At 68.6% G+C, this 22,152-nt stretch carries 25 protein-coding genes; all 25 read left to right on the top strand.

The features are described 5' to 3' along the window. Nucleotides 1-311: 311 nt before the first annotated feature. The 25 genes from ssb to ABD810_RS30265 all read left to right on the top strand — a co-directional run bounded on the left by ssb (nucleotide 312) and on the right by ABD810_RS30265 (nucleotide 21,933). On the top strand, nucleotides 312-851 hold the full coding sequence (ssb, locus tag ABD810_RS30385) for a single-stranded DNA-binding protein (RefSeq protein WP_344948214.1): 540 nt from the start codon (nucleotides 312-314) through the stop codon (nucleotides 849-851). 83 nt (nucleotides 852-934) lie between these two features. Next, complete coding sequence (locus ABD810_RS30380) at nucleotides 935-1,462, top strand: hypothetical protein (protein ID WP_344948211.1); 528 nt, start codon at nucleotides 935-937, stop codon at nucleotides 1,460-1,462. Nucleotides 1,463-1,661: 199 nt separating this feature from the next. After that, complete coding sequence (locus ABD810_RS30375; protein WP_344948208.1) at nucleotides 1,662-2,210, top strand: hypothetical protein; 549 nt, start codon at nucleotides 1,662-1,664, stop codon at nucleotides 2,208-2,210. Continuing rightward, nucleotides 2,207-3,733 carry a YifB family Mg chelatase-like AAA ATPase gene (locus tag ABD810_RS30370; RefSeq protein WP_344948205.1) on the top strand — a complete coding sequence of 509 codons (1,527 nt, stop codon included), beginning with the start codon at nucleotides 2,207-2,209 and terminating at the stop codon, nucleotides 3,731-3,733. Before ABD810_RS30375 ends, ABD810_RS30370 begins: the two co-directional genes overlap by 4 nt. Then, nucleotides 3,730-4,701 carry a sigma-70 family RNA polymerase sigma factor gene (locus ABD810_RS30365; RefSeq protein ID WP_344948203.1) on the top strand — a complete coding sequence of 324 codons (972 nt, stop codon included), beginning with the start codon at nucleotides 3,730-3,732 and terminating at the stop codon, nucleotides 4,699-4,701. Before ABD810_RS30370 ends, ABD810_RS30365 begins: the two co-directional genes overlap by 4 nt. Nucleotides 4,702-4,910: 209 nt before the next feature. After that, nucleotides 4,911-5,294 (top strand): hypothetical protein, encoded by a 384-nt coding sequence (locus ABD810_RS30360; protein WP_344948201.1) that lies wholly within the window; start codon nucleotides 4,911-4,913, stop codon nucleotides 5,292-5,294. A gap of 182 nt (nucleotides 5,295-5,476) precedes the next feature. Continuing rightward, entirely contained in the window at nucleotides 5,477-7,171 is a 1,695-nt protein-coding gene (locus ABD810_RS30355; RefSeq protein WP_344948198.1) for a ParB/RepB/Spo0J family partition protein, read from the top strand. 118 nt (nucleotides 7,172-7,289) lie between these two features. Then, nucleotides 7,290-7,490, top strand: a complete 201-nt coding sequence (locus ABD810_RS30350) for a BldC family transcriptional regulator (RefSeq protein ID WP_344948195.1) — start codon at nucleotides 7,290-7,292, stop codon at nucleotides 7,488-7,490. Nucleotides 7,491-7,639: 149 nt separating this feature from the next. After that, complete coding sequence (locus ABD810_RS30345; protein WP_344948193.1) at nucleotides 7,640-8,065, top strand: hypothetical protein; 426 nt, start codon at nucleotides 7,640-7,642, stop codon at nucleotides 8,063-8,065. Further along, the gene (locus ABD810_RS30340; RefSeq protein ID WP_344948190.1) at nucleotides 8,062-8,898 is read left to right on the top strand and encodes a hypothetical protein; all 837 of its coding nucleotides are present in this window, start codon (nucleotides 8,062-8,064) and stop codon (nucleotides 8,896-8,898) included. The genes ABD810_RS30345 and ABD810_RS30340 overlap by 4 nt, the downstream gene beginning before the upstream one ends. Then, entirely contained in the window at nucleotides 8,859-9,689 is an 831-nt protein-coding gene (locus ABD810_RS30335) for a hypothetical protein (protein ID WP_344948187.1), read from the top strand. The genes ABD810_RS30340 and ABD810_RS30335 overlap by 40 nt, the downstream gene beginning before the upstream one ends. A gap of 88 nt (nucleotides 9,690-9,777) precedes the next feature. Further along, nucleotides 9,778-10,128 carry a WGR domain-containing protein gene (locus ABD810_RS30330; protein ID WP_344948184.1) on the top strand — a complete coding sequence of 117 codons (351 nt, stop codon included), beginning with the start codon at nucleotides 9,778-9,780 and terminating at the stop codon, nucleotides 10,126-10,128. Nucleotides 10,129-10,258: 130 nt separating this feature from the next. After that, nucleotides 10,259-11,167, top strand: coding sequence for an AAA family ATPase (locus ABD810_RS30325; RefSeq protein WP_344948181.1), 909 nt, complete (start codon nucleotides 10,259-10,261; stop codon nucleotides 11,165-11,167). Continuing rightward, a complete protein-coding gene (locus ABD810_RS30320; protein WP_344948178.1) occupies nucleotides 11,164-13,044 on the top strand; it encodes a hypothetical protein in 1,881 nt (626 codons plus the stop codon). The genes ABD810_RS30325 and ABD810_RS30320 overlap by 4 nt, the downstream gene beginning before the upstream one ends. A gap of 382 nt (nucleotides 13,045-13,426) precedes the next feature. Then, nucleotides 13,427-14,266, top strand: coding sequence for a class I SAM-dependent methyltransferase (locus tag ABD810_RS30315; RefSeq protein WP_344948175.1), 840 nt, complete (start codon nucleotides 13,427-13,429; stop codon nucleotides 14,264-14,266). Nucleotides 14,267-14,346: 80 nt separating this feature from the next. Beyond that, nucleotides 14,347-14,646: a hypothetical protein gene (locus ABD810_RS30310; protein WP_344948173.1), complete on the top strand. Its 300-nt coding sequence runs from the start codon at nucleotides 14,347-14,349 to the stop codon at nucleotides 14,644-14,646. 103 nt (nucleotides 14,647-14,749) lie between these two features. Beyond that, entirely contained in the window at nucleotides 14,750-15,877 is a 1,128-nt protein-coding gene (locus ABD810_RS30305) for a hypothetical protein (RefSeq protein ID WP_344948170.1), read from the top strand. Nucleotides 15,878-16,020: 143 nt separating this feature from the next. Next, entirely contained in the window at nucleotides 16,021-16,641 is a 621-nt protein-coding gene (locus ABD810_RS30300; protein ID WP_344948167.1) for a vWA domain-containing protein, read from the top strand. 5 nt (nucleotides 16,642-16,646) lie between these two features. Continuing rightward, the gene (locus tag ABD810_RS30295) at nucleotides 16,647-17,018 is read left to right on the top strand and encodes a hypothetical protein (protein WP_344948164.1); all 372 of its coding nucleotides are present in this window, start codon (nucleotides 16,647-16,649) and stop codon (nucleotides 17,016-17,018) included. 52 nt (nucleotides 17,019-17,070) lie between these two features. Beyond that, a complete protein-coding gene (locus ABD810_RS30290; RefSeq protein WP_344948161.1) occupies nucleotides 17,071-17,703 on the top strand; it encodes a hypothetical protein in 633 nt (210 codons plus the stop codon). A gap of 89 nt (nucleotides 17,704-17,792) precedes the next feature. Further along, nucleotides 17,793-18,515: a PP2C family protein-serine/threonine phosphatase gene (locus tag ABD810_RS30285; RefSeq protein WP_344948158.1), complete on the top strand. Its 723-nt coding sequence runs from the start codon at nucleotides 17,793-17,795 to the stop codon at nucleotides 18,513-18,515. Between the two features lie 305 nt (nucleotides 18,516-18,820). Beyond that, entirely contained in the window at nucleotides 18,821-19,288 is a 468-nt protein-coding gene (locus tag ABD810_RS30280) for a hypothetical protein (RefSeq protein ID WP_344948155.1), read from the top strand. Next, nucleotides 19,285-20,289, top strand: a complete 1,005-nt coding sequence (locus ABD810_RS30275) for a hypothetical protein (protein ID WP_344948152.1) — start codon at nucleotides 19,285-19,287, stop codon at nucleotides 20,287-20,289. Before ABD810_RS30280 ends, ABD810_RS30275 begins: the two co-directional genes overlap by 4 nt. Before the next feature lie 214 nt (nucleotides 20,290-20,503). Further along, nucleotides 20,504-21,358, top strand: a complete 855-nt coding sequence (locus ABD810_RS30270) for a Mom family adenine methylcarbamoylation protein (protein WP_344948149.1) — start codon at nucleotides 20,504-20,506, stop codon at nucleotides 21,356-21,358. A 182-nt stretch (nucleotides 21,359-21,540) separates the two neighbouring features. Further along, nucleotides 21,541-21,933: a hypothetical protein gene (locus ABD810_RS30265; protein ID WP_344948147.1), complete on the top strand. Its 393-nt coding sequence runs from the start codon at nucleotides 21,541-21,543 to the stop codon at nucleotides 21,931-21,933. Nucleotides 21,934-22,152: the final 219 nt, after the last annotated feature.

Raw genomic sequence — 22,152 nt, 5'->3', positions numbered from 1 at the left:
CCCCCGGCGTTTGTAAGGGCGGTGAGAACCGGGGCCACCTGGATGGCGAAAGGGTCCCCGTCCCGACTCCCTGCACTATGCGGCACCGGCGACGGGTGGCAAGCCGGGCCGGAAACCCCGCCCTTACAAGATCTTTTGCGCCCTGCGCCTGCATAGCCAACCCCCGGCGACGCAGGGCGCAAAACATCTTGACGGGCGGCCGGCCCGGCTTGCCACCCGAGCTCGCCGACGCCGCTGTCTGCAGTCGTTCGGGACGGGAACCCCCGCCGCCACCCAGGCAGCACCCCCCGATGAAGTGAAAGGACTATCCGATGTCGTACGGAGACACCAGCATCACCTTCGTCGGGCACCTGGTCGATGACCCCGAGCTGCGGTTCACCCCCTCCGGGGTGGCCGTCGCGCGGTTCCGCGTCGGGTCCAGCTCCCGCGTTTTCGACAAGGAGGCGGGCCAGTACAAGGACGGCAACAAGCTGTTCCTGAGCTGCAATGTTTGGCGGGAGGCGGCCGAGTACGCCCAGGAGACCTTGACCAAGGGAATGCGGGTGATCGTGGTCGGTCGGCTGGTGCAGCGCAGTTTCGAGGGCAAGGACGGCCAGAACGTCACGCTCTATGAGATCGAGGTCGAGGAGGTCGGCGCGTCGCTGCGCAACGCCACCGCTCAGGTGACCAAGCGGACCAGGGACACCCGCGCTCCTCAGGAGTGGCAGACGGCCACCCCGCAGCCGCCGGCCCCCGCGCCGGCCGTACCCGTACCGGCGGCACCGGCCGCGCCCGCCGGTGGCTACTGGGTGCCCCAGCCCACACACGCCCCCCAGCCGGTGGGTGTCGGCGTGGGCACGCCCCCGTTCTAGTCCTCTGCTGCCCTCTGGCCGCGCTGCGCGCGGCCAGAGGGATCTTTCATGTCCAGCTGAATCGGCGAACTTCGAGGTCCCGGATGTCTACCGAGCCGCGGATGTTGCTCTGTGGTAGTCGCTTCTGGCCGTGGCCGGGCACCGTGCACCAGGTGTGTGACCGGCTGCATCGGCGGCACGGCGACCGCATCGTCTTCATCGAAGGACGGGCCAGGGGCGCCGACATGGCCGGGCACAGCTGGTGCCTTGCCCACGGCTTGGGCGAAGACCGGCACCGCTGCTTCCCCGTCGACTGGGAGGCTGAACGCCGTGCCCGCCCCAGCGGCTGGCGTGCCGCCGGTCCGGAACGAAACACCCGGATGCTGGCCGAGCGCCCGTGGCTGATCGTCGCCTTCCACCAGGCGCTGGATCCCCGCTCCGGCGGCACCTCCGACATGTGCCTGCGCGGCGTGCTCGCCGGGGTTCCGGTGTGGCTCGTCACCACGCCGGACCCGAATATCGGGCGCTGGATCTCGCTGGATGAGTTCCCGCCGAAGCGCGTCGCTCGTGTCCGCAGCCAGTTGCACCCCCTTGGCCTGCTGCCCGGCCCGGCCCTCGCACCTTCGGCGTAGCGCTCTGTGCCAGCCCTGGCCGTGTACGGCACGGGCTTGGTTTCCGAACTCCCCAGCCCCGGCCGCCGACGTCGGCGCCGGGGCTTTTCGCTGTTTCTGCAGCGCATACAACAGCGCGCCTCTCCCCGAGCCGCCGCTGCGCGCGATTACCGGCCGCTGTACGGCTTCCTTCTCGATCGACATGTCCCTGGAGACATCCGTGATCCACTATCTGAACCTGAGCCGCGGGCTGCTGTGCGCGCCTCATGTCGAACAGCCGCGCTTCTTACGCCTGCAGTCCACCTGGTGCGAACAGAAGCGCTGGGCGGATGTGCTGTGGACCTTGAGTCCGGACTTCTACTACACCCTGGCCATTGGTCAGGCTCTGACCGTGCACGACGTCTCGGAGAGACCCCGGGTCACCCGAGCCTGCTGGCAGGGCCTGGCCTGGGTCCGATTCGCCTGCGCGCGCCTGTGGGGTACCGATCGCGGACCGGCGCCGGGCCGCAGCGGAATGGATATGTCGCCCTACTTCACGCGCGAGCTGAATGCTCTGGACCGACGGGTCTGCCGCTACGTCACCTACTTCGGCCAATTCCACGCCGGTCGGCCGCTGGACATCCAGCTGTGCCACGGTGTCGCGCTCCGCCGGGCCCTGGCCGACAGCGAGCCCGGCCCCGCTGTGAGTGAAGCTTCCCAGCCAGTTCCGAGGCGAGGTTCGGCCGACCTGGCAGGCGCGGCGCGGTTTCGACGTGAGGTGACCCGATGACGCGCGCATCCATCCGCTCCGCCTCGGTGATCGGCGCCGACGGGCATCTGCTGACCGTCGAGGCCGACATCGGCGCAGGCCTTGCCGCGACGCACCTGCTGGGCCTGCCCACCAGCGCGGGTGCCGAGACCCGGGACCGGGTCAGAGCCGCGGTCATCAACAGCGGGTTCACCTGGCCGGACCTGCGGATCACCGTGAGTGTCTTCCCGCAAAATCTGCCCAGCAAGGGTCCCGCGGTCGACCTGGCGGTCGCGGTGACAATCCTGGCCGCCTCCGGCCAGATCCCGGTCACGGCGCTCGCCGGCGCGCTCGCGATCGGGGAGCTTGGCCTGGACGGCAGACTCCGGTACGTCCGCGGGGCCTTGCCCATGGTCGCGGCCGCCGCGGACAGCGGGCTGAAGGTGGCGATCGTCCCGCCCGCCAACGCGGCCGAGACCGACCTCGTGCCCGGCATCACCGTGGCGAGCGTGAGGTCGCTCAGCGAGCTCGTCACCTGGCTCACCACCGGTGAGCTGCCCGTCGTATGCGACCAGGACCCGCCCGGCGGCAGCGACGGCTGCGCCGACGCGACGCTCCAAGAGCCGGACACGGATCTGGCGGACCTCCCCGCGAGCTACGGCGAGGCCCGCTACGCGCTTGAGGTGTGCGCAGCCGGCGGGCACCACCTGATGGTGTACGGCCAGCCGGGCAGCCCCGCCCACATGCTGGCCGAGCGCTTACCTGGCCTGCTGCCGCCACTGGAGACCCAGGCGGTCTACGAGGTCGCCGCGATCTACTCGATCGCCGGGCGGCCCGCCCCCGCGCGGCCGCCGGTCGCGGCGCCCGCCCCCACCACCACGCCGACGGGCATGCTCGGCTCGGCATGGCGAGGCGGGCGCCCGGGAGCTGCGTCCTTGGCTCACCGCGGCGTGTTGCTGTTGCCGGACGCGGCGGACTTCCCGGTGCAGGTGCTGAACGGGCTGCCTCAGCCGATGATGTCCGGCCAGGTCAGCCTCACCTCCTCGTCGATGACCGTGCAGCTGCCGGCCCGTTTCCAGCTCGCCGGGACCACTCGCCTGTGCCCATGCGGTTCGGCCGAGCAGGCCCAGAGCTGCACGTGCACCCCTGCAACCAAGCGCCGCTACCAGGCGCGGCTGTCGCGCCTGCTGGAAGCGGTCGAAGTGCGCGCCCATGTGGAACCGGTGCCTGCCGGCCGAGTGCCCGGCCGCGCCGCCGGCGAATCCACCGCGGTCGTCGCCCACCGGGTGCGGGCGGCACGTCAGCGTGCCAGTGCCCGCCTGGCGCACCTGCCCTGGGTCACCAACGCCGAGGTGCCCGCCGTCGAACTGCGGACCACGTTCCGCGCCGATGACCAGGCGCTCAAAGTGCTCGCCGCCGCAGCCGACACCGGCGTGCTGACGGCGCCCATGCTGCCGCAGGTGCTGCGGGTGGCCTGGACCGTGGCCGACCTGCGCGGAGCCCGGCGACCCGGCCGCGCCGAAGCGCAGACCGCCCTGGGCCTGCTCACCGGACGCCCGTCATGACCGGCAGGCCCACCACATCCGCCGTCGCCTCCCAGCGTCAAGACGAACTGTGGCAAGGCGTCGGCCAGTATCTGAAGAGCATCGGCCGCGTCACGGTGCTCACCCCTGCCCAGCAGGTGGAGCTGGCCAAGCGGATCGAAGCAGGGCTGTTCGCCGGCCACCGCTTGGACCACGCCGAAACGGCCGGCGGGGGCGAGCTTCCCGATCAGCGTCGCGCCGAGCTTGAGGAGATCGTCCGCGACGGCCAGCAGGCCAAGCAGCACATGGTCGAGGGCAACCTGCGCCTGGTGGTCGCAACCGCCCGCCGGTATGTCGGCCGTGGCCTGGAGTTCGCCGATCTGATCAGTGAAGGCAACGTGGGGCTGATCCGCGCGGTGGAGAAGTTCGACCACGCCAAGGGGTACATGTTCTCCACCTATGCCACCTGGTGGATCGTCCAGGCGATCCAGCGGGCGATCGCCGACAAGGGCCGGACGATCCGTCTTCCGGCTCACATGCGCGAAGTGCTTTCCGCGCTGCGGACCGCGGAACGGGGCCTGGAGCAGCACCTCAACCGCGGGCCCACCGCCGCCGAGCTCGCCGGCGCTCTGGGCAAGACCCATCAGCAGGTGGAACACCTTCTGCGGGTCCGCCAGCAGCCGATCAGTTTGGACATCCCGATCGACGACGACGGGCGTATCCCGCTGGCCGATGCCATTGAGGACATCGACGTCCCCGACCCGGTCAACATCGTCGCCGACCAGCAGCTCGGCGACGCTCTGCGGCAGGTGCTCGCCGTGCTTCCGGACCGCGAAGCGAAGATCATCGCGTTGCGGTACGGACTCGTCGACGGCCGACCGCACTCCCTTGAGGAGGTCGGCCAGGCGTTCAAGCTGAGCCGTGAGCGGATCCGCCAGCTCGAGAAGAACACCCTGGCGAGGCTGCGCACCCCTGAAATGCGGGCGAGGTTACGGGACTGGAGAACCTGATCTGCCCGTAACCGCACGGGCAAGGGTTTCGCCGATGGGTCGCCCCGACGCCTCCGGGACTTTCCCACGGAACCTCTGCGCGCAGGAAGGCCAAGCCGCGCTTCGCGCGGTCGCCCTGCGGGCGAGCCTTCCCACGCTCCGAGAACCCGTGGGCAAGCCGGCCCCGGCGCCGGGGAACAACCCCCAGCGCGGGACACGAAAGGGCCCACATGGTGGAGGCTCTCGCACCGCCGGTGATGACCGTCGGCATCTGGCACAACATCTGCGTCCCCGACAACTTCCTGCAGGGCTGGAAGCCCACCCACGCAATGGTCAAGGTGTTCGCCTACGACATCCCCGCCGAGCAGGCACGCGACCCGCACGCCGTACTCGAGGACGCGTTCGTCACCTTCAACGAGGGCGACGACGACCGGGCCCGGAAGTACCGGGCGCGCGGTAACCGGTCGCTGAGCAAGGGCGATGTCGTCGTCATCGGTGAGGTCGCATGGGCCTGCGCCTCTTCCGGCTGGGATCTGATCGCCGGATCGATCACCGTTTGCGACGTGCTCGCCGATACCTATGGCGCCCGCAGCTCGACTCCGTGGGAAGCCTGACCCGGCGCCCGACACCTACACAACCCGCCCCCCGGACTCACAACATCAGGGCCCGGGGACGCCGCATGTGGGCGTCTTGCCCGCGAGCTGCAGCGATGCGACGTCAGCGATCAAAGAGGAGACCGGCGCGTGCCGGTCTCTCCTTCTTCCATTTCACGCTCTGAAAGGAGTCCCCGTTGTCCGTGGCCACCAGCGAAGAGACGACCATCCTCGCCGCCCCCGAGCACCAGACCCTGGCAGAGATCCCGCTCGCGCAGCTGGACCTCAGCCCGATCAACAAGCGCAAGGAATACAAGATCACTGCGGGGTTCCGGCGTTCGGTCAAGGAAAAGCTGAAGCATCCGCTGATCGTGTACCCCGCACCGCCGGACGCCGGCGTGGCGTACTGGGTGCATGACGGCAACCGGCGCCTTCTGGCGGCCCGTGAGGAGAACCGGCCGACACTGACCTGCGTGATCGACCGGAAGCTGGCCGAGGACCCGGCCGAGCAGTACATCGGCCAGGTCACCACGGCCGAACAGCGAGAAGACCTGACCCCGCAGGAGAAGGCCGACGCGCTGTTCGAGGCCATGAAGGCAGGCGCCTCCAAATCGGGGATTCGGCGAAGCACCGGATTCAGCAGCGAGACGGTGAACGCCGCGCTGAAGGCCGGCGCTTTGACGGCACAGGGCCGCCAGGCGGCCCAGGCCACCCAGTACGACCTGGACTTCGAGGAACTCGCTCTGCTGGCAGAGTTCGACGGCGACCAGGCGGCCATGGACCAGATCACCAACATGATCAACCACGGCCGCAAGGTGAAGTACGCCGTGGAGTACGTCAAAACCGAACGTCAGGAAGCCGCCGCGCATACCGCGCTGGTCGCCGAGCTCGCCCAGGCGGGTGTGCCGGTCACCGACGACCTGCCCGAGGGCGCGGAGCGGGTCGACACCCTCAGCCGCCTGGCCGAGGGGTTCGACCCCGAGACCCACAACACCTGCCCTGGCCATGGCGCCTTCTTCTGGTCCTACAACAAGCAGCGGCCGGTGTTCTACTGCGCAACGCCGCAGGCGCATGGCTACACGCCGGCCGAATCGAGTGCGACCCGTTCGAGCCCCAAGACAGCTGATCCGGAGGCGCGCAAGATCGTCATCACCGGAAACAAGGCGTGGAAGGCCGCCGCCGCCGTCCGCCACGACTGGCTGGCCCAGCGCCTGTTCGCCCGCTCGACCGCCCCCAGACACACCCTGGCCTTTGTCACCCAGATGCTGATGACGATGCCGGAGCCGCTTCGTGACCGGCTGGGCGGAGCCGCCAATAGCCAGCTGCATGCGAAGCTCGCGGGACGGCTCAGCGTCGAGGCGATCCCCACAGCCCGGGCAGGGAAGCTGCACCTGCTGGGGCTGCTGCCGATCGCGGTGGCGTTCGAGCACCAGATGACGGCGGCAGGCCAGGAATGGAAGAGCACCTGGCGCACCGACAAGTGGAGCCCGTGCTCGCCCGCCGACGCTGCCATCTGGCTCCGGTACCTGATCGAGGCGGGGTATGAGGCCTGCCCGATCGAGCTCGCGGTCGCCCACGGCCTGCCCTACGTCGGTGATGACGTCGACTACAGCGCTTCCTCCGCCGAACCGGTCATGGCCGACGACAGCGAAGAGCCCGCCGCCCGGGAGACGGACCTGGCCGGTGAGGAAGCCGCGCCCGACGCGGGCTACAACCCGGACGCGTTCGTCGACCCGGAGACCGACGACGTCCTGGCCGCCGCCGGCCTGGCCGCCGACGCCGACGCCGATGACAGTCCCCCGCCGCAGATCGCGGATGCTCCCGAGGACCAGGACGACCCGCCGTGGCAGGTCGACGACGAGGAGCAGTTCGACGACCTGGGCCAGGTTTCCGCCTGAGCTCGTGCCATTCAGGGCCGCCAACCGCCAGGTCGGCGGCCCTTGCTGTCTGGTGCCTGTTCACGGCGCCGCGAACACCAGCCACCACATGTCCGACTCCACATCGAAGGGCACCCCGATGACGCACACCGTTACTTCCGAGCCTTTGCTCACTCCGGCGGAGGTCGCCTCCATGTTCCGCGTCGACCCCAAGACCGTCACCCGCTGGGCCAAGCAGGGCAAGCTCACCTCCATCCGCACCCTCGGCGGTCACCGCCGCTACCGCGAAACGGAGGTACGGGGGCTGCTCGGCCAGAGCGACACCGGATCCCGGCCGTAGCCCGACTTCCCCGCACTCCCCCTGCTGCCCTGATCGCGCCACTCGCGCGGTCAGGGCAGCTCGCGTTTCGCCGAAAGGATGTGAATCGCCATGTTTGTGGCCCGGTCGTTCCCCGGCCGCTCGGCGGTCGTTGCTCGAACGGCAGGTCGATGATGGCCAAGGCCCCGAGAGATGACCTGCCGCAGGTCGACCTATCCGCCGATGATGACGCACTGGCCTGGGTTGACGTGCTTCGCAGGGTGCACATGGCCCGGGCTCAACTTGAGCCGGACCGGGCCGAGCTGCGCAAGCGTCAGGCAGAGATCAAGGCCAAAGAGGACGAGCTCAACCAGATCGCCGAGCAGGCCGCGGCGGTGTTGCGCCCCAAGCTCGGCGTGGACGGCGGCGTCGGCCTGCTCAACGGTATCCCGATCATGCAGGGCGCTGAGGAGGGAGGAAGCCGCAAGTTCCAGACTGACGCCTTCTTCACCGACCATCCGCAGCTGCAGGACAAGCGGGATCAGTACACCAAGGTGAACCCGGGCAAATTCCAGGTCCGCCTGTTGCCCGCGGCGTTCCCCACCGATCCCCCATGACCTCGCTGGCACTGGCCGCCGACCCGTTCGCGGCGCTGGTCGCCGATCTGGATCAGGTCATCGGGCATGTGGCCGCCCATCAGCCGCGCTCGTTGCAGCGGCGGCTGGGCCCCTCGGAAATCGGCTGCCCGTGTCATCGGCGCATTGGGTACAAGCTGGCCGGCGTCCCGCCATGCCACCACTCGATGAAGTGGGAGGCCTACATCGGGACGGCCTTTCACGCCCAGATCGCCAAAGATCTCGAAGCGATCCTGGCCCCCGACGGCTGGCCGCGGTTCCTGGTCGAACAGAAAGTCCACGTCGGCCAGATCGCAGGCGAGGACATTGACGGCACCAGTGACGTCTACGACCGGGTCAGCGGCTATGTCATCGACTGGAAGCTCGTCGGCAAGACCTCTCTGGCCCGGTACCGCGCCCGCGGTCCCGGTGCCCAATACCAGGTTCAAGTCCACACCTACGGCCGCGGCTGGCGGCTGCGCGGATTCCCGGTCAACGGCGTCGCGATCGCCTTCCTGCCCCGCAGCGAACGGTTCGAGCGGCGCCACTTCTGGGGCGAACCCTACGACGAGCACATCGCCGTGCAGGCCCTGGCGCAGGTGGACGCGATCGACGCCGCCATCAAAGCGGCCGGTGTCCAGGCTCTGCCACTGCTGAGCACCGCCAACGCCGGCTGCCATCACTGCGACTGGTTTCGCCCCGGCAGCCGCGATGTGACACGCGGCTGCCCCGGAGAGCTCGCCCTTCCCCATCCCACGCAATCACTGATCGAACTGATCGCCCCCAAGGAGGGCCCATGGCCATGCCCGCCATCCCCGACGCCAACGACTTCCTGATGCAAGGCGGGGTGCCGTCGGTGAGCTTCGACCGGCCGATCGGCCACACCGTCACCGGCATCATCGTCCGCTACCCCGAGGTGGTGCAGCGGACGGAGTACCAGACCAACAAGCCGATGTACTGGGACGACAACACCCCGCAGATGCAACTGAGGGTTCTGCTGGCCACCGACGAGCGCGACCCCAGCAGCCGCGACGACGACGGCGTGCGAGCCCTCTACGCCCGCCACCACATGAAGGACGCGATCCGGGACGCGGTGAAGGCCGCAGGCGCCAGGCTGGATGTTGGTGGGCGTCTGACGGTGACCTACGTCGGGGACGCGCCGCCCAAGACGGCGGGTGCCAAGCCGTCGAAGCTGTTCAGCGCCCAGTACATCGCGCCTGCGGCTGCGGCGGTCGATGCGCTGCTGTTCGACACCGGCCCCACTCACCCGGGCGCGCCGGCGGCGTTCTCTGCGCCCGCCATGATGCCCCCCGGTCAATTCCCCGCTCCCTACCCCGCCTATCCGACACCTCCTGCGGCCGGAGCTCCTGCCTATCCCAATCCGGCCGTCCCCGGACCGGTAATGCCCTGGGCGGCATCTCCGGCCATCTCCGGTCAGCCGGCCCCCACGGCCTTCGGACACCCTGCCCCGGGCGCACCTGGTCACCCGGTTCCGGGCGCACCCGGTCACCCCGCCCCCGCACCGGCGCACACCGCTGGCGCCGCGATGCGTGAGGCGCCGGCCGCGCTGGAAAGCCTGACGCCCGATCAGCTGGAGAGGCTGAACTACAGCCCGCCGGCCAGGTGAGCAAACCATCCTCTTTCGGGGCCTGGCCGCCTGCAACCGGGCCCCGATGCTCGCACTCCACTCCCCACACTTGGAAAGGGCGGCGGCGATGATGCGCGCCATCGGCTGGGAGTTGCGCTTCCGGGAAAACAACAGCGACAAGTTCTATCGGGTGATCGTCACTCACCGCATCGTGGTGATCAACTATGGCCGGTACGGCAGCATCGGCCAGTCCTACGTCAAGATTTGCACCGGCCTCGATGACGCACGGGGCCGCGCGGTCAAGATCACCGTGGGCAAAGAGCACAAGGGCTACCAAAGCTCCCGGCCGGTCACGGAATTCGTGATCGATCGCGGCGACTACAGCGACATCATCAACGGCGATTCGCCAGCGCAGGCGACTGCTCGCGGCCGCATCGTGCAGAGCTTCCTCGCCGCCGCACCCGAGCACAGCCCGTGAACGCACCGGGCCTTCCCTCGTGAACTCCCCGTGAAAGCCCCCTGGTCGGTGGCGTTCCCGCGCGGTCGCCACCCCCCACCACCTGGAGGTCATCATCAACACGCCACTTGCCGCTCAGGCGCAGGCCCGCTTGAACCAGTTGGAGGAGGACTACTTCATGCAGGGCGCCGCACCAGCCGGCGCAGCGGCTCGTCCTGTTCTGCCTCCGGTCGGACCGCGAGCTCGTCGCAACGGTGAGGTCTACCACCCGCGCGAGATCGGCCCCTTCGAAGACCTGGCGCTGCTGCGCTCGGTCCGCATGCAGCGCCAGCACGTTCTACTGGGCGGCCCTCCCGGCTGCGGCAAGACCGCTGCGGTCGAAGCGGCGTTCGACTCCCACGACGGGCCGGGCCTGCTCACCCTGGTCGGAAGCGCCGACACCACCACCGCCGACCTGCTCGGCACCTACCTTCCCAACCCCGACCCTGCGACCGTCGTCACCACCCCATACGTGTGGGTATCGGGGCCGCTGACCTTGTCGGTCCAGTTCGGCCTGCCGTTGCTCCTGGACGAGATCACCCTGATCGATCCGCGTGTCCTGGTGCCTTTGTATGAGGTGATGGACGGCCGCGGAGTACTGCACATCCCCGGGACCAACCTGCCGCCCATTCCGGTCGCCGACGGATGGCTGGTATGCGCCACGCACAACCCCGACGTCCCAGGGGCGGTGCTCAGCGAAGCGCTACGGGACCGCTTCACCCACCACTGGCAGGTCGGAAGCGACTGGCAGCTCGCCCGGGACCTCGGGGTGCCCGCCGAGATGGTGAAGATCGCACAGAATCTGGACCGCAAGCGGCAGAACAGAGAACTGACCTGGAGCCTGCAGCTGCGGTCGCTGCTCGACTTCCGCAACACCGCCCAGCTGTACGGCGCGGAGTACGCAGCCGGCACCTTGGTGGCAAAGGCTCCCGCGCATGACCGCGACCAGATCCTGGAGGCGATCCAGCAGCTGTACCCCACCGTTGCCGTGACGGGATTCGGCGGGAGGTACGGAGCATGAACCTGTCCGACGACCCGAGCGCTCAGATCGCTCCGCCACCGCGTCAGAGCAGACGCCGCTGGAAGAGGGCCAAGCAATCCATCGGCGACGCGGAGTTGGCCAGCGCTCGCGCGCACTTGGGCGCCCGGGTCAATGCGATCATGGAGGCGGTCACCGGCCGTCCGGACGTACTGGCGCGCATGGTCTGGGACCAGCCCGCGGGAACACCCCCCGGCTGGTTCGACCCCGACAACGCGGAGATCACCCTCAACGGGGATCTCGTGATCACCGATGGGGCCGAGCCGGCCCAGGTCGACCCCACCACCCGGCTCGGACGGCTGGAGCAGCCGGTGCTGATCGGGGTATCCGCGCACGAAGGCGGGCATGCGCGCTCCGGATGGGACCTTCGTGAACTAGCGGCCCGTTCCCCCTCACCACAGGTGAGGTCCATCGCGATCTACCTGCTGGAGCCGTGGGTAGAAGCGCTGCAATTGCGGCACCGCCCGATCGACCAGCGCTGGCTGCGCACCGCGGCCAGGCACATCCTGCAGTTCCCCCCTGCCTCCGACGAGATGCCCGAAGTCCAGCAGCGAAGCCGCGCCCTGGCGGCGGCGCTGCTGGTGCTGGCCCGGGTTGACGCCGGCGTGCTGCTGCCCGAGGACACCGGTGACATCGAGGACGTGGTGACAGACGTTCTCGGCGCCGACGTGCTCGACAGCCTGCGGACGCTGTGGCGGCAAGCGCTCGAGGCCGAGGACGGCGACTACGACACCCTGGTCGACGCTGCCGCGCAGATCACCACCACGATGGGATGGGACAACGACCCTGACGACGTCGTCCTGCCGGCACTGGCCTGCCACGGCGGAGGCGCCGCCGCGCACGGATCCGCGACCGCGGCCGACCCCAGCGGTACCGCCCCGTCCGGTCAGCCGCCTTCCCGTGACCCCCTGGCTGACGCCATCGACAATCTGGCCTCCTCCGTCGCCGAGGATGCCGTCGCCGATGTCCAGGCCGAACTCCAAGAGCAGCGCGCGGCCGCCGGCCCAGATCGGCAGGTCCTGGCCGAACGGGCCAACGAGGCGGCCGAGCAGGCGGCGGCCACCAAGGCGGCACAGGTGTTCGACGGCGGAGCGTCCACCCGCCCGCGTGGGCCGCTACGCGGATTTCGGCAACCTACGCCTACCGAACGGGGCGCCGCCAACGCTTTGGCCACGCACCTGCGGCACGCCCGCCATCGCGATCACCGCGTGACGACAATCGGCAGCAATGTCCCGCCGGGCCGACTGTCCATGCGGCAGGTGATGCAAGGTGACGCTCAGCGAAGACTCGGCCTTGCGGTCACCGCCCAGCCGTTTCTGCGCCGGCAGCGAGCCCGGGTCGACGAGCCCGCCCTCATCATGGGATTCGCGGCCGATGTGTCCGGATCGATGAGCGCCACCGCTGAGGCGCTGGCCGTCGCGGCATGGGTGTGCGCTCAGGCGGTCCGCCAGATCGACGGGACCGCGGCCGCGATCGCATGGGGGGACCAGATCACCCCGCTGATGTGGCCGGGCATACCGCCCGACCGGGTGCCGAGGTTGAGCACCAACGAGGGAACCGTCGTGCTACCGGAGGCGATCCGCGCCCTGGACGGAGCTCTCGGGCTGTCGTCCGGCGGCGGTGCACGTCTCCTCGTCATCGCCTCCGACGGAGAACTCAGAGACGATGACGCGGCCAGCGTCGCTCAGGGACTGATCGACCGCCTCATCCGGCGCGGCTGCGCCGTGCTGTGGCTGTGCTTGGACGGCGACGCCCAAGTCATGCGCGGCGCCGTCGAGGTGGACGCCAACGATCCCGCCAGCGCGGCGAACGCGATCGGACAGGCGGCCGTGGAAGCGCTGCGCAGGGCAGGCGGCTAACCCCAGCACTCAACAGGTCCACCCGCACACCTTCACGGGGTGCGCTGCCCAGGCCACACCTCACATCGCGGCCGGACCGACCTGGGCGCCTTCGGGACTTTCTCACGGAACCTCTGCGCACGGAAGGCCAAGCCGCGCTTCGCGCGGTCGCCCTGCGGGCGAGCCTTCCCGTGCTCCGAGAACCCGTGGGAAGGCCCGATTCCGCCCAGGTCGGTCCGGCCGAGCGACGCAAACCCCAGGGCAGCGCCCACCAGGTGCAGCGGATCGCCTTCTCCTAAACCGCCGCTACACAACCAGGCAGGACCGGACTCTGCGGCCTACCTGGTCTCCGGGCATTCACACCGACTCCCGCCCCTACAGGCACCCGAAGGAGGAATCAGTCGTGGGCAAACTGACCAAGCAGGAGGCCATACTTCACCGCCGGGCGTGCGAACTGGTCGAGTTGGACCGCCCGCTGGATGAGGACGAAGCAGAGTTCGTTCTGGAGCACTGGCAGGAGTCCTCGACGGCGGCCAACACCCTCGACGGCGCGTTCTTCACACCGCTAGGGCTGGCCCGCGACCTGGCCATCGAGGTCGTCGGCGACCGGATCATCGACCTGTGCGCGGGCATCGGCCGCCTGGCGTGGTCCTGCCGAGACGTTGGGGGCCGGCGCGCCAACCATCAGCCGCCGCGCGAGCTGGTGTGCGTGGAACGTAACCCGGCCTACGTACAGGTCGGCCGCAAGGTGCTGCCGGAGGCGCGCTGGATCTGCGCCGACATCTTCGACCTGGCAGGCACAGAGCTAGGGCAATTCGACACCGCGATCGGCAACCCGCCGTTCGGTGTCACCTCGCGCACCGGAGATGGGCCCCGTTACCGCGGCCGCCGGTTTGAGTACCACGCCATCGACATCGCCGCGGACCTCGCCCGCCATGGCGTGTTTATCGTGCCGCAGGAGTCGGCTCCTTTCCGCTACAGCGGACAGCGCTGTAACCGGTGGGAACGCGGGCCGGAGTACGAGCGGTTCGAAGACCAGACCGGCATCCGGCTCAGGCACAACTGCGGGATCGACACCTCCGGCTACGACGATGAATGGCGTGGAGTGTCCCCACGCACCGAAATCGTCACCTGCGACTTCACCGGGCGCTTGAGCAAGACCAGCCCGCCGGTGGCCCTCGTGGGCGAGCAGCTCACCCTTCTCGCCCCTAGCGGCCTGCCGCGCGCCGCGCGCCGGTGCTAGGGACGCCGGCTGTTCGCTGGACCGTTGCGCCCAGCGGCCTGATTTCCATTCCGACCTCCCCTCGTAGGAGGAACCCACCCATGCGCGTCTGCGAGGACCCGCCGTTCACCGAGTTCGGCGACATACGCCATGCTCCCGAGCGCTGCCCGCTGTGCGCCTACCTAGCAGTCAATCCCACCTACTGGCAGCGGGTGATCAAACAACACATGGAGTACCACCAGATGATCAAAACCTGGTGCCGGTCCTCCCTGCCCCTGGCCTACCGGCTGGCCGGCATCACCTGCGACTACTCCAAACGTCACGCCTTGCACTGGGAGCTGAACCGACGCGGCATCAACGCCGCCACCATCGACGAACACCTGTGGCAATTCCACGGCTGACAGTGCTGGCGTGACCCTCCCTGGTCCGACGGTGCTTCAGGCACCACCCGGAAAACCGCCGAGGCGTGACACCGATCAACTTGTCGACTGGAAGGACTTGGACATGTCCACCGACCTGACCTGGGACAACGGTATCCCCGTAGAACGCCACCCCATCACTGCGTACACCGGATTCGGTTTCCACAGCATGTTCACGATCAAGGCTCTCGCCGGAGGGGCCGCCTACGAGCTGACCAGTCCCTTCCCCGGTCAGCAGCGCACCTTCCATGACACCGACCCCGAGACACTGAAAGAGATCGCTCAGCGCATCTACGACGAGCTCCTGCAGCAGGCGCGGGTAGTGCTTAGTGATGACCAGGCGATGCGCTGCATCGACAACGTCACGGAGTTCACCTTCCCTGACGCGGTGCGTACCCACTCCTGCGTCGGACCGTGCGGCCCGCGTCAGGACCACAGGTACACGCCCGAGCCGTTGATCGCCAGGCGCATAGAAGGCGGCCGGTGGGTCGTCAGCCGGCCGGGCGGACTCCATGCCACCGCAGACCAGGAGTGGAAGCTCCCCGCCAATTGCGGCCCCTACGAGCAGGAGTTCCTTCACGACCGCGACGAGGCGCTGGAGCTGGTGTCGCTCCTCCCGAAGACGACTAGCTGTCCCGCAAGCCAGCGCATCGCTTTCGATCTGCTGGAGCTGCGGCACCAGCACATATCCGGCGCTGACCCCACCCCCTGCTGGTCTGACCCGAGTTTCCGTCAAGCTCGACGCTCTCCCACCGCACCGCTGAGAGGGCTCCCGAAAACGAAAGGCATGCCACCCATGGCCAAGATCAGTGACGTGTTGAAGACCACTCAGCTCCGGCGCAACCGCTACCGGACCGAGTTTCCCGGATTCGGCATCTTCTTCGGCAACACCAGCACACTGGCCCAGGAGGCTGCGGTCGCGGCGTTCCAGGAGTTCCATCAGCAGCACGACGACCGCAAGCGGGCGTTCATCACCTGCCCGGACGGTGTGACGCTGTTGCACTGCTTCGCCGTGCCGAACGGGTGGGCTTACCAGGTTGTCCACCTGGACAAGCCCGACACCGTGCACAAGGTCGCACGGCGCGCCGGACAGGCAACCGTCTACAAAAGGACGGGCGAATGCCAGACCTGGGAGGGATTCCTAGCCTCCTGCGCCGAGGTCGCGGCAGGCTACTGCCGGCCCCCAGCCAACACGGTCAGCCCCGAAATGTAACCGGCGGCCGCCGCCATCAGCTCGGGTCCGACACCAGCGACCTGCCCGGAAGCGAACGCGCCGCGAGCCCACCCCCGCTGAACACGGACCTCGCCGCAATCCAGCAGACCATCCCCCTCAACCCGCGGAATGGAAGGCACAGCATGAAGCGCCACATCTCGATCATCCTCGACCGGTCCGGTTCCATGAGCAGCGTCCAGAGTGCCACGGAGGAAGGCCTGCGCGGCTTCATCGCCGAGCAGCGCAACACCCCCGGTGACACGACGGTCAGCCTCTACCAGTTCGACAACGAGTACGACATCGTCTACGAGCACCAGCCGCTCAGCGACATCCCCGAGTTCCACCTGCACCCCCGCGGCTCCACAGCGCTGCTCGACGCGGTCGGCAAGACGATTCACAGGATGCGGGAGCACTTCACACAGCTGCCGGAGGTGGCCCAGCCCGATGAGGTGATCGTGGTCATCTTGACCGACGGCCAGGAGAACGACTCCTGGACGTACACCCCGGGCCGGATCATGCGGCGCATCACCCACCAGCAGGACGAGCACGGATGGAGGTTCGTGTTTCTCGGCGCCGACCAGGAAGCCTTCTCCGCCGCCGCCGCGATCGGTATCGGTCGGGAGAGCACGCTCAGCTACTCCGGCGACCGGACGCAGGAAACGCTGACCCGTGCCGGAGTGATGGTGTCGCGCGGCACCAGGACCGGCTCGTTCAGCTTCACCCAGGACGACCGGGACACCACCACGACCCGCGAGAGCCGGTGACTGACATGAGCACCGACATCAGCGGCTCCATCACCAGGGACGAGATCGCCCGGATCGTCGACCTGCTCATCATCAGGCCCGACGAGCCGTACTTCCCTGTCGAGATCGAGTCGGCAACCATCAACGGCGTGCACGAGAACCCGATCAGCGTCTCCCGGCTGTACCGCGAGGTCCAGGAGGTGCTCGAAGAGGACCGGGACGAGGACAAGGAGTCCACTCCGGAGCGGCTGTTCGACACCCACTGGGACGGCGGAGAGGCGGTCGTGAAGCCCAAGGAGGAGTACGACCCCGACGAAGACCGCCGCGTCGCCATGGAGATCATCCGTAAGCTCACCGCCCGCTTCCCCCTGACCGATCACGAGAGGAACACTCTGTGATGAACACGCTGGCGCGGTCTACGACTCACCCGGCCACTCGACGGCTGGCCAGATGAATCCGCCGATCCTGGCGCGCCTGGGGCGCTGCCCGACCCAAGGCGGGCGCGTCATCCCAGCGGTATCGGCCAGGCACAGCAACGGCACCGCCATCTTCTCGATCAATCACCCCGTCCGCAGGGACACCTGCCTGCGTGACAAGCTGTGCGGGGTCTGCGAGCAACGGCTCGCCGATGGTACCGATGACAGGATCGTGATCGTCGTGCGGCCTGTCGACCTCATCCGCGGCTACACCGCCGAACCCGCCCTGCACCCCGAATGCTCGGCCTACGCTTCCCGCGCATGCCCGATGCTGGCCGGGACCATGGACCACTACCGATCCACTCCCCGCGACCTGACCGCCGAACACTGTGGTGACCCGCACTGCGACTGCCAGCTGTGGACCAACTCGGCTGACCTTCAGACGCGCGCCGGCGCGGCCGCGTCCCCGTTCTACGCCGCATGGATCACCGGCGCGTGCTACCAGCTGCATCATGAGCCGACCACCGGTCATCTGCTGGGCCTCACCGTCGACCAGAGCGCACTGTTGAAGATTCGGCTGATCTGCCCGGGAGCGGGCGACGTGATCGATTTGACGCGAATCATGCTGCTGGGCCTGCCCTGGCATCACTCCGGCACGTCCACCTGATCCCCCTCGCCCCTGCTGCACATCTCGAGTCTCCAAGGCCCTGGCCACCCGGCGGGGCCTTTTCTGTTTCCCAGCCCGTGGAGGAACACATGACCGCGACCCTCTTCACCTTGCCGATCGGCGGCTTCGGCGCCACCCTGACCAGGCGCGGCCCCCGCGACTGGAACGCCGACCACGTCGCCGTCCGCACCACCAGCTACCCCGGCCAGGTCATCGCCATCGCGATCGCCGACGGCGCTGGCGACACCCCGATCGCCGCCCACTGCGCGCAGATCGCCGCGGAGACCACCGCGGCCGCAGCCGCGCACACCGCGATGGCCGAGGCGGGCATCCACGCTGCCCGGCAGGCCGTGCGCTACTTCTACGACCAGGACCCCGACGAGCAGACCGCGGTCGCGACCATCGTGACCGCGGTGATCACCGATCGGGGCATCGACATCGCCTGGGTCGGCGACTCGGTCGTGTTCGCCCTGGACACCGACGGCGTACTGCACGCCCTCACCGAGCCCTCCCACCCGCTGCGCCCGCTGCCGAACAACGTCACCGATGGCACAATCCGCAGCCGGTTCCTCTGGATCGCCGACCCGGGCGACCAGGAGGTGGACCTGCGGCTGGACGTGCGCCGCCTGCTGGTGACCTCCGACGGGCTCACCCACCACATCACGCCCACCGAAATCAGCGACATCCTCATCACCGCCGACAGCCCGCAGACCGCCTGCCAGGCGCTGGCCGACGCGGCCGAGGACATCGACACCTACGACAACGTCACTGTCGCGGTCATCGACCTGGCCGGCGACACCGTATCCCGCTGAGTCCCCCGCCGTAGGTCCGTCGACCCCTTCTCGGCGGGCTTACCGGCGCATCCCTGTATGGAGGAGCCGCGTTTCCGGGGGCCCGCCGTACCGGTGACCACCCGCAAGGCCACATTCCACGACCAGTGCGCGTCGTTGGCATGCACGCACGTACGACGGCGTTATCGCCGGCGCCATCCGTGCCAACGACAGCCTGCTGCAACTCGCCCTCACCGGCGAACAACCTTTCTCCACGCGTGGCACCAGCCCGGCAGGGATGCCACGCCGGTTCACCCTCACCTGCAAGAGAGCTGCGTGATGCGCCCATGACGGACCCCACGCTGAACCCCCGACCAACTCCGCTGCCCGAATTCCGTGGCGACGTGGTGATCGACGACATCCAGGCGATGGAAGGCATCCACCGGACCCTCAACCGTCCTGGTGACTGGAGCCCCGACACCCTCGATGAGATCCGAGACATCGTGGTGGCCACCGGCCGCCACCTACGCGAGGCCGCGGACATCCAGGTGGAGATGCTCGAAGATCTGCGAGGTTGGCCGATCGCTCACCTGCAAAGCGACGAACTGGTCGCCTACATCCATGAGGCCCCCGATGGCGGCTTATGCTTCGACATCCACACCGAAGACGACGTCTCAGGCCTGCGGGTGCGCTTCCTGATCGACGGCAACCTAGTGCACGGCCCCGCTCTGGACGCCTCCGCCGCCCCCAACTCGGACCTCCCTCAGAGCGCGGTCCCTGAGGATGCCACCGAGCAGTGCGAGGACCGCCGGTGAGCACGCTGCAGCAGCTGCCGCCACGCAGAATCGTGGAGCGGCTGCGCGATGTGTCAGCCACCCGCCCGCTATGGGCGCTGATGCTCGGCGCAGGAGTCCAGTCGACCACGCTGGCGTTGCTTGCGGCACAAGGCGAGATCGAGCGTCCCGATGTGATGCTCATGGCCGACACCCAATGGGAACCCCAGGCGGTGTACGACAACGTCGAGTGGGTCGAACACGAACTCGCCCACCCGATGGGCATCCCCCTGATCCGCGTCACTGCGGGCGACATCCGCGCCGACGCGCTGCGCACCGACGGCGGCCACTACGCGACCCTGCCGCTGCACGTACGAACCCACGCAGGCGGACAGGCGATCTTGAAGCGGCAGTGCACCGGCGATTACAAGGTGCGGCCGCTGATGGCGATGTTACGGGCCCTGCTCGGAGCTCCGATCGACGCCGACGGAAACGTCGGCCGGGTCCCCAAAGGGCGCCGTGCCGTGCAACTGGTCGGCTTCTCCCGCGACGAACAGCGACGCGTGCTGGAGGACACCCCCGCCTACACCGAACACCGGCATCCACTGATCGACCTGGGCCTCACCCGCCAGGGATGCCAAGCGATCTTAGAACGGCACGGACGGGCGAACACCACCCGCAGCGCCTGCGTGGGATGCCCATTCAGCGGCAACGCCCGATGGAGATCACTGCGCGACCACCATCCCAAAGAGTGGGCCGAAGCGATCCACTTCGACGAACGCATCCGCCACGGCCACCCCGCCGCACCCACCAAGCTGCGCGGAACCGCCTACCTGCACCGCAGCCGCGTCCCGCTCGCCGAAGCCCCCATCGAGAAGGTCACCGCAGCTGAATGGCACCAACGCCAGGCAGAACTGGACCTGACCATCGACGGCAGCCCCGTCAACTTGGCCGATTGGGAGGAAGACCCGCCCGGCTGCAGCCCATTCGGGTGCCGCCGAACCGAAATTCCCACCAGGGCGGCAGTCGAGGCGGGCGCCTGACACCGACCCAGTCCGCTCCCTTCGCCTACATCACGGCTGGGACACCGACTATGCCTGCTCGGCAACACCGTCCCGACATCGGACGACCGAGGTTGTGATGAGCGCGGTGATCGAGGCGATAAACGCATCGGCATCGAGCGGGTTACTCGACAGCATCTGGACCAGCCCCTGCGGCCCTCCCGCCATGGGCGGACCTGAAAAGGAGAGCAGCGAGGTGGCAGTTTGCTACTTCCAACACGCTCTGGAACTGGACCCCGTTTCAGAGGCATGCCAGCGGTGGCGCGATCGAGAGTTCAGTTGGCAGATCGAGCGCTACGGCGTGTTCCGGCCCGAGCGGTACAGCGTCGAACCGCTTGACCGGTCCACCGCCAAGGAATTCGTCGTCCGGCACCACTACAGCGGCAGTTATGTCGTTGCCCGCCGTGAGTACGGCCTGTACGACCATCTCGATCCCGCCAAGCCTCGGCTCGCCGGCGTGGCGACCCTGTCCATGCCGACCAGCCCGGCCAGCCTCACCAACGTCTTCCCTGCGCTGGACGTCGGCGAGCAGAGCATCGTACTTGGCCGGTTCGTGCTCCTTGATGACGTGCCCAGCAACGGCGAGACCTGGACCCTCGCCGAGGTATTTCGCCAGGCGGCCGCCGAAGGAGTGCGCGGGGTGCTCGCCTACAGCGACCCGGTCGTCCGGGTGGCCGCAGACGGACGAGTCGTCTTCCCCGGCCACCGCGGCCTGATCTACCGTGCGGCCAACGCCAACTACCTCGGCCGAACCAAACGGCGGCCGATGACGCTGCTGCCGGACGGTTCAGCGCTTCCCGAGCGGTCCCTGCAGAAGATCAGGTCCGGTGAGCGTGGCGCGCGCCACGTCGAAGAACGACTGATCGCCGCCGGAGCGACGCCGCGCGGGCCTGACCAGTCCCGCAGGCAGTGGACAGACCAGGCCCTCACCGAAGTCGGGGCGTGCATGTTGGACCACCACGGCCAGCACAAGTTCGCATGGGCCATCGGACCGCGAGCCCAGCGTTCACGCGTCCGCATCGGCGTGACCGCCGTCCCGTTCTTTGCCTGACCTACCGCGGAACCTCGCGGCGGGGGAAGGCCGAGCCGCTTTGCGGTCGCCTACGGCGAGCCTTCCCCCGCCGCGAGAACCCGCAGTGCCCGATGCCAGAGAGACCGAGGCCGAGGCCTCGGTCTCCTGCTCCAAATAGACAACCGCAACGCGAACTGGCTCACCCAACCCAGGAGGATTCGTTGTCGCGTACGGTCCACCACACGCCGCTCCGCCACCGTATGGACCGGTTGGTCAAGACCGACGAACTGTGGGTGCCCGGCACCTTCCACCAGATCACCACCCTGCGGTACTCGCAGGCTGCGGTGACCCAAGGAGTCCGAGAGGGGACGCGGCCGCGTCCGGAGACGCGCACCCCCCGCTTCGCGGCCTACCACTACGCCCGGGCCGTCAACGTGCGCCGCATCAAGCGGGTCGCTGACCGGCACGAGCGGGTGCTGCGCGCCACCACCCGGGCCGTCTCCCACCAGGTTCTGCAGGTCCTTGCCGCAGCTGCCGACCGTGAGTCGGCGGCGTGGGAGGTGGACTTCCCTGAACCGCGGCATCGGGGCCAGGCCCTGTGGGAGTCGTACTAACCGTGTGATGGGTGGCGCTGCCGCTGGCTCCCTAGGGAGCGCCGGTGCGGATCCTCCATCGTCGGACCGCCGCAAGCCGCCGGCAGAGGGCTAGGCCGCATTGGCAGCCGTAATAAACCGCGCCGCAAGGAACGCCGGCTGCTGTCCCGGCGCCCAGCGTGCCCTGGACCATCAGCGGCGTCACTGAACGACGTCGCCCTTTCCGTGCGTTCGGCGACG

The sequence above is a fragment of the Sphaerisporangium flaviroseum genome (assembly GCF_039537005.1).
In the GTDB taxonomy this organism is placed as follows: domain Bacteria; phylum Actinomycetota; class Actinomycetes; order Streptosporangiales; family Streptosporangiaceae; genus Sphaerisporangium; species Sphaerisporangium flaviroseum.
Note: the sequence above shows the minus strand (reverse complement) of the source record. Positions and strands in the feature narration are given on the sequence as shown.